We start from the raw sequence: 7,330 nt of genomic DNA on the forward strand, positions 1-7,330 counted from the left end.
GCGCTCAGCTCCGCGGCCAGCTCCGCCGGCACATGCTCCAGCACCAGGGCGAAGCAGCCGGCCTCCTGCAGGGCTCGGGCCCGCCGCCGCAGCCGCTCCTGGCTGACCGGATCGCCGGCCTGGCGCCGGTAGCCCAGCTGATGCACCGACTGGGGCGTCAGCCCCAGGTGGCCCATGACCGGAATGCCGCTGCGCACCATCCGGTCGATCACGGCCAGGGTCTCGGGTTCGGCGCCCTCCAGCTTGACCGCCACGGCGGGGGTCTCCTTCAGCACCCGGCCCGCCGCCGCCACGGCCGCATCGGCGCCGCACTGGTAGCTGAGGAAGGGGAGGTCGCAGATCAGCAGCGGCGGATCCTGGGGGGCCGCCGCCGCCAGACCCCGGCCGGCAGCGCGGCAGTGGTGGAGCATCTCCTCCAGGGTCACCGGCAGGGTGGTGGCGTGGCCGAGCACCACCATCGCCAGGGAGTCGCCCACCAGCACCGCATCCACCCCGGCGCCGGCCACCACGGCGGCGGAGAGGGCATCCCAGGCGGTGAGCACGGTGATCGGCAGGCCCGCCTGCTTGCGCCGTGTCAGATCAGCGGGTCGCAGGGGCACGGCACGGGGGGTCGCAGGGGGCATTGCTAGCATCCACCCGACTCGGACCCACGCGGCTCTGACGCCCAAATCTGGTCAGGACCGGAAGGGAGCAGCCACACGGGATGCTCAGGGCAGGCGTGGACTCCGGGTCACCCTTTTCCAACCGGGAGTCAGTCGACCCGGTTCTGGCGGTTGATGAGGAAGGGAGGGATCATGGCCCCCCGCTCCTCCGGCGTGTGGGTGAGGGTGTCGGCGAAGCTGGCGGCGGGTCGCTCCGGCCGGTAGTGGCCGCCGCTCTGGAAGCCGGTGGCGATCACCGTGACGTGGATCTCCCCCTCCAGCGATTCGTCCACCACGGCGCCCACGATGATGTTGGCGTCGGGATCGACCACGTCGTAGATCACCTCCGAGGCGGTGGTCATGTCCTCCAGGGTCATGTCCTTGCCGCCGCTGATGTTGATGACGCAGCCGTTGGCCCCGTCGATGCGGGCCGACTCGAGCAGCGGGCTGCTCATGGCGGCCTGGGCCGCCTCGATGGCCCGGGAACGGCCGGAGCCCACGCCGATGCCCAGCAGGGCGGTGCCGGCGTCGGCCATCACCGAGCGGATGTCGGCGAAGTCGACGTTCACCAGGCCCGGCCTGGTGATGATGTCGGTGATGCCCTTGACCCCCATGCGCAGCACGTCGTCGGCGGCGCGGAAGGCCTCCTGCAGGGGGGCCCCGGCGATGGCGTCCCGCAGGCGGTCGTTGGGAATGATGATCAGGGTGTCGACATGCTCGGCCAGGCGGGCGATGCCCTCCTCCGCCTGCCGCAGCCGCTTGCGGCCCTCAAAGCCGAACGGCTTGGTGACGATGCCCACGGTGAGGGCGCCGCACTCCTTGGCCACCTCGGCCACGATCGGCGCCGCGCCGGTGCCGGTGCCGCCGCCCATGCCGGCGGCGATGAAGACGAGGTCGGCGCCTTCCAGGGACTGCTGCAGGTCGGCCCGGGATTCCTCGGCCGCCTTCTGGCCGATCACCGGGTTGCCGCCGGCCCCCAGGCCCCGGGTGAGTTTCTGGCCCAGCTGGATGCGCTGACCCGCGGCCGACTGCAGCAGGGCCTGGGCGTCCGTGTTGAGCACCCGGTAGCCCACCCCGTTGAGGTCGGTGGCAATCATCCGGTTGACCGCGTTGCTGCCGCCTCCCCCCACGCCGATCACCTCGATCCGGGCCGATTGGCTCGGGACGATCCCATTGCTGCTGGGCGAGGTCTGGCTCATCGCGTGGGGCTCCTGCGGGGACGAAAGATCGACGTGGTGAAGGCGGTCCTGATCGCGCGACATCGCGGGAGGGGAGGCGTGGCCGTTGTTCTGCGGCTGCATTATGTCGGTGGCCAGCTCAGCCAGAGTTGCCGATAGATCACATTGGACCGAATCTCAGCAGGGCGCAACGGCCTGTGAGGATTGTCTGGCTGGCCGCCACGCCAGTGCAGCCCTCACCGCAGGCCTCACTGGGTGCCGGCGGGAGCCGGACGGGGCGATGTGGCGGCGGGCCCGGGGCGAGGGGGCGGCGAGGGCCTGGCCACTGAACCGCTGCCCCCCCGGCTGCCCAGGCTCAGTTCCGGCTGCTCCGGATCGGTCAGATCGATCAGCTGGGGAGGGGCCCCCTTCATGGTGGCCGGCAGGGTGCGGCTGAGGTGGGCGACCACCTCCAGCCGCCGGGCCAGCCGGGCGTCCGGGGGGCCCAGGCGCACCCGGCCCAGCTGGGCGGTGCTGAGCCAGAGGCTGCCGTCCGGCTCGAAGCGGATCTCCCGCAGGCCCGGCCCGAGCACGTCCCGCTCCTTCAGCACCTGGGCCAGCGCCGACCGGTGGCGGGCGTTCCAGCCGACGACCAGCAGGGAGAGGTCCCCCTGGCTGCGGATGCCCATGTGCTGGCGGATGCTGATCCAGTTGCCGAGGCCGTCGACGAAGCCCATCTCCGGGCCGCGGTCCGTGCGCCGCACCGCCCGGGCCACCGCCTCCCGGTCCTTCAGCTCCACCCGCAGCCGCGGCGGCAGCATCAGCCGGCTCACCTTGACCTGCTCCACCGGCAGGGCCCCCATCAGGTCGCTGGCCACCAGGCGGGGCTGCAGGGCCATCAGGGGCTGGGGGAAGCGCAGGCCCGCCGCCGCGATCACCTGGTCGCGGCTGACCACGGCGCTGCCGAGCACCTCCACCTGGTTCGGCTCCCGCAGGGTCCAGCCCTGCCGCAGCAGCAGGTAGCCCAGGCCGACGGACATGCCGCTGAAGACCAGGATCCGCCAGAGCTGGCGCAGCCGCTCGCTGCGGCGCTGACGGCGCAGTTCCTTGCGGCGCAGGACCCCTGGCGGCAACGGCGCTCCCGGCGACGGGGGACCTCCCTGCGACGAGGGGACCTGCTTCACAGCTCGCAGCGGGAGCGGGCCATGAGTTCGTCCATCCAGGTGCGGGCCCGGCGGGCATCGGCGAAGGGGAGCTCCGCCTGCTGGCCGCCCCCCACCAGCCGCAGGCGGCAGGCACCCTCGCTCTCCTCGGTCAGGGGGGCCTCCCCGGAGCTGAGGGAGAGCAGCTCCACCATCTCCAGCTGCTTGATCGTGAAGCTGCCCACCGGCTGGAAGCTGCCGGCCACGAACCGGCTCCAGGTCAGTTCCCCGTTGACGAGGCGGGCGGCCCCGCAGCCATCCAGCTTGGCCAGTTCGGCGCCGCTGGCCCAGTTGCGGAACTGCTGCTGGCGCCGCCGCTCGACCCAGCCGAGGGCCACCAGGAGCACGAAGGCGCCCAGCAGGGGCAACCACAGCAGGCCATGGATCATGGCGCCGTTCCTTCCACGTTCATCCGAAGCTCCGATCCTCCCGCGCCCAGCACCAATTGGTGCACCAGGTCGGGGAGTGGACATCCGCTGGCCTCCCACAGCATGGGGTACATGCTCTGGCTGGTGAACCCCGGCAGGGTGTTGATCTCGTTGAGCCAGAGGTTGCCGGTGGCTTCGTCGTAGAAGAAGTCGACCCGGGCCAGCCCCCCGGCGTCCACCGCCCGGCAGGCGGCCAGCGCCATGGCCCTGGCCCGCTCGCTCACCGCGTCGCTGACGGGCGCGGGGATGACGGTGTGGCTATGGCCTTCGCTGTACTTGGTCTCGTAGTCGTACCAGTCGGCGTCGAAGCGGATCTCCCCCAGCACCGAGGCGCTGAAGCCGTCGCCCGGGCCCCCGGGGCGCCGCAGCACGGCGCACTCGAGCTCCCGGGCCTTGACGCCCTGCTCCACCACCAGGCGCCGATCGAGGCCCGCGGCCAGCTCCAGGCCCTCGAGCAGGCCGGCCCGGTCGCCGGCCTTGCTGATGCCCACCGAGGAGCCCATGTTGGCCGGCTTGACGAAGCAGGGGTAGCCGAGGCTGCTCTCCAGCCGCTCCAGCAGGGCCTCCGTTCCGCCGGCGGTGGTCAGCTCGTGGGCCGCCACGCAGGCGTAGGGCACCTGGGGCAGGCCGGCGGCGGCGAAGGCGGCCTTCATGGCCTGCTTGTCCATGCCCAGCGCCGATCCCAGCACCCCGGAGCCCACGTAGGGCACCCCCATCAGGGTGAACAGTCCCTGGATCGTGCCGTCCTCTCCGTTAGGGCCATGGAGCACCGGGAACCACACCGCCACCTCCAGGGCGCCGTCGGGGAAGCCCCGGAAGCCCCCCGGCTCCGCCGATCCCGGCAGATCCGCCGGTTCGGCCGGCAGGCCCCGCTCCAGCACCGCCGCGGCCACGGCGTCGGGCCACCAGCGGCCGCCGCGATCGATGTAGAAGCTGCTGACCCGGTAGCGCTCGGCATTGGCACCGCTGCGCAGTCCCCGCAGCACGGTCTGGGCCGAGCGGATCGAGACGGCATGTTCGCCGGAGGCTCCCCCGAACACCAGGCCGACGCGGGTGGGGGAGGGGGCCATCGGCGCAGGAAAGAGGGCCAAACGTATCAGCCGATCCCGCTCCGGCCCAGGGGCCGGCCGCTGAGGCTGAACGGCCGAACGGTCTCGATCAGCACGTCGACCAGGTCCCCGGGGGCGAAGGGGCGGCCATCGCCGGGGTCGGCGGCGAAGAAGGTGAGGCGGTTGGTGCGGGTGCGGCCCATCAGCTGCTCCGGGTCGCGGGGGTTGACCCCCTCGGCCAGCACCTGCTCCCGCCGCCCCAGGTAGCGGGCGCTGCGCTCCGCGGCCACCCTCTCCACAAGGGCGTTGAGCTCCTGGAGCCGTTCCACCTTCACCGCCTCCGGCAGCTGGTCGGGCCAGTCGGCCGCCGGGGTGCCGGGCCGCGGCGAGTAGGCGGCGGTGTTGACCTGGTCGAAGCCGATCGATTCGATCAGCGCCAGGGTGCGGCGGAACTGGGCGTCGGTCTCCCCGGGGAAGGCCACGATCACGTCGGCGCTGATGGCCGCGTCGGGGAGGCGCTGGCGGATGCGATCGATGATCCGCCGGTAGCGCTCCACGGTGTAGCCCCGGGCCATGGCCCGCAGCACGTCGTCGTCACCGCTCTGGAAGGGGATGTGGAAGTGCTCGCACACCTTGGGCAGGTCGGCGCAGGCGTCGACCAGCCGGTCGGTGAAGTAGCGGGGGTGGCTGGTGGCGAAGCGGATGCGCTCCAGGCCCCGCACGTCGTGCACCGCCCGCAGCAGGTCGGTGAGGGTGTGGGCCCGCCGGCCCTCGGCGGTGATGCCGGGCAGGTCGCGGCCGTAGGCGTCGATGTTCTGTCCAAGCAGGGTGACCTCCCGGTAGCCCCGCGCCGCCAGCCCCTCCATCTCCAGGCGGATCGCCTCGGGCAGGCGCGACTGTTCCCGGCCGCGCACGGAAGGCACCACGCAGTAGGTGCAGTGCTCGTTGCAGCCGTAGATGACGTTCACCCAGGCGCAGACGGCACTGTCTCGCCGGGCGGCGGTGATGTCCTCAAGGATGTGGTGCTCGTCGGTGGCCACCACCTGCTGGCCGCTCTCCACCCGGGTGAGCAGGGCCTCGAGCCGGTTGGCGTGCTGGGGGCCCATGACCAGATCCAGCTCCGGCACCCGCCGCAGCAGGGATTCCCCCTCCTGCTGGGCCACGCAGCCGGCCACCACCAGGGTGAGGGCTGGGTTGGCCCGTTTGCGCTGGGCCTGCCGCCCCAGATAGCTGTAGACCTTCTGCTCGGCGTTGTCCCGGATCGTGCAGGTGTTGTAGAGCACCAGATCGGCGCTGTGCTCGTCGCTGCCGGGGCTGTAGCCCATGGCTTCGAGGATGCCGGCCATGCGCTCGGAATCCGCCTTGTTCATCTGGCAGCCGAAGGTGGTGATCCAGTAGCTGCCGCGCCGTGCCGACGGCGCCTGCTCGGCCTGCGGGCCGGAAACGGTGGCTGTCATGGGATCCAGTTTCCGCTATCGCCCTGCCGGCGTCAGCCCGGCGGCTGTGGCAGCGTGATCCTCCCGGTCTCCTTCCTGGCATGCGCTGCCGCCTGAGCCGCTTCCCTCTCACCAAGGTGGTGCCCCTGGCCATCAGCCGCGGCACCACCGCCGCCGTCGAGCACCTGCTGCTGGAACTCGAGCACGACGGCATCACCGGCCGCGGCGAGACCGGCGGCTTCGACACCGGTCACAGGGCCTACGGCACTGACGACCTGGCCGCCGAACTGGAGGCCGTCCTGCCGGCCCTCGAGAGCGCCATCCCGGAGCCGTTCCAGGCCCTCGACCCGCTGCTGGAGACGCTCTCGCCGCCGGCCCGCTGCGCCGTCGATCTGGCCCTGCATGACTGGTGGGGGCAGCGGCTGGGTCAGCCGCTGTGGCGGCTCTGGGGCCTCGATGGCGGCGCCATCGTCCCCACCAGCGTCACCCTGGGCCTGGGCAGCGAGGCGGCGGTGCTGGAGCGGCTGGAGCGCTGGTGGGGCCAGCTGCCCGCCAGCCGCATCAAGCTCAAGCTCGGCAGCCCGGAGGGCCTGGACCACGACCGGGCCCTGGTGCGGGCGGTGGCCCAGGCGCTGGAGCGGCGCCTCCAGAGCCATGGGGTGGCCGGCGAGCTGCAGGTGGATGCCAACGGCGGCTGGAGCCTGGAGCAGGCCCGGCCGATGCTCGGCTGGCTCGGTGCCCAGGGCGTGGCGCTGGTGGAGCAGCCCCTGGCCCCCCTCGAGGATCCGGAGGCCGATTGCGCTGCGTTTGCCGCCCTGGAGCTCGACTGCCCCATCGCCCTGGTGGCCGACGAGAGCTGCTGGAACCTGGCCGACCTGGTGCGTCTTGCCCCCTACGTCGACGGGGTGAACATCAAGCTGCTCAAGAGCGGCGGGCTGGCGGAGGCCCTGCTGATGGCCAGGGCCGCGCGGCGCCTCGGCCTCGGTGTGATGCTCGGCTGCTACTCCGACAGCGCCCTGCTCAACGGGGCCGCCGCCCAGCTGCTGCCCCTGGTGCGCTGGCCGGACCTCGACAGCCACCTGAACCTGGTGGACGACCCCTTCAGCGGCCCCGCCCTGGAGGGGGACCGGCTGAGGCCGGGGACGGCCGCCGGCCTGGGGGTGCTGGATGCTCGGCGCTGACGTCCCGATCGTGCTGCTGCAGCACGGGGGCCTGGACAACCTCAGCGGCAAGACGGGTCTGGCGATGCTCCGCTACCGCCATGGTCCGATCGTGGCGGTGGTGGATCCGGACCACCCCGGCGCCGACCTGAGGGCACTCACCGGCATCGCGCGGACCGTGCCGGTGGTGGGGTCGCTGGCCGAGGCCCGGCCCTTCGCTCCCCAGGTGGCGGTGGTGGGGCTGGCCCCCTCCGGCG

The 7,330-nt window shown here is 72.5% G+C and carries 7 protein-coding genes, 1 other RNA gene and 1 pseudogene; 3 read left to right on the forward strand and 6 right to left on the reverse strand.

Translation table 11 applies throughout. From position 1 onward, the window contains the following. Positions 1-593: 3-methyl-2-oxobutanoate hydroxymethyltransferase (locus VB737_RS13255; RefSeq protein WP_500313645.1), on the reverse strand; the 593-nt coding region annotated here is incomplete at its 3' end. 45 nt (positions 594-638) lie between these two features. Here VB737_RS13255 and ffs point away from each other — a divergent pair. Next, positions 639-735, forward strand: an RNA gene (ffs, locus tag VB737_RS13260) — signal recognition particle sRNA small type. A 16-nt stretch (positions 736-751) separates the two neighbouring features. Here the strand turns inward: ffs and ftsZ are convergent. The 5 genes from ftsZ to miaB all read right to left on the reverse strand — a co-directional run bounded on the left by ftsZ (position 752) and on the right by miaB (position 5,934). Then, entirely contained in the window at positions 752-1,840 is a 1,089-nt protein-coding gene (gene ftsZ / locus VB737_RS13265; protein WP_500313635.1) for a cell division protein FtsZ, read from the reverse strand. 227 nt (positions 1,841-2,067) lie between these two features. Beyond that, on the reverse strand, positions 2,068-2,931 hold the full coding sequence (locus VB737_RS13270; protein ID WP_500313637.1) for a cell division protein FtsQ/DivIB: 864 nt from the start codon (positions 2,929-2,931) through the stop codon (positions 2,068-2,070). Between the two features lie 47 nt (positions 2,932-2,978). Continuing rightward, on the reverse strand, positions 2,979-3,389 hold the full coding sequence (locus VB737_RS13275) for a hypothetical protein (RefSeq protein ID WP_500313638.1): 411 nt from the start codon (positions 3,387-3,389) through the stop codon (positions 2,979-2,981). Continuing rightward, positions 3,386-4,498 (reverse strand): D-alanine--D-alanine ligase family protein, encoded by a 1,113-nt coding sequence (locus VB737_RS13280; RefSeq protein WP_500313639.1) that lies wholly within the window; start codon positions 4,496-4,498, stop codon positions 3,386-3,388. The genes VB737_RS13275 and VB737_RS13280 overlap by 4 nt, the downstream gene beginning before the upstream one ends. Positions 4,499-4,524: 26 nt before the next feature. After that, positions 4,525-5,934: a tRNA (N6-isopentenyl adenosine(37)-C2)-methylthiotransferase MiaB gene (gene miaB, locus VB737_RS13285; RefSeq protein WP_500313641.1), complete on the reverse strand. Its 1,410-nt coding sequence runs from the start codon at positions 5,932-5,934 to the stop codon at positions 4,525-4,527. A gap of 80 nt (positions 5,935-6,014) precedes the next feature. Here miaB and VB737_RS13290 point away from each other — a divergent pair, with 80 nt between their 5' ends. Both VB737_RS13290 and VB737_RS13295 read left to right on the forward strand, forming a co-directional pair. Further along, complete coding sequence (locus VB737_RS13290; protein ID WP_500313643.1) at positions 6,015-7,094, forward strand: dipeptide epimerase; 1,080 nt, start codon at positions 6,015-6,017, stop codon at positions 7,092-7,094. Next, a pseudogene (locus VB737_RS13295) lies at positions 7,081-7,330 on the forward strand (DUF1611 domain-containing protein); the annotation flags it as partial. The gene VB737_RS13290 and the pseudogene VB737_RS13295, both read left to right, overlap by 14 nt.

This window comes from Synechococcus sp. BA-120 BA3, assembly GCF_034931285.1.
In the GTDB taxonomy this organism is placed as follows: Bacteria; Cyanobacteriota; Cyanobacteriia; order PCC-6307; family Cyanobiaceae; genus Cyanobium.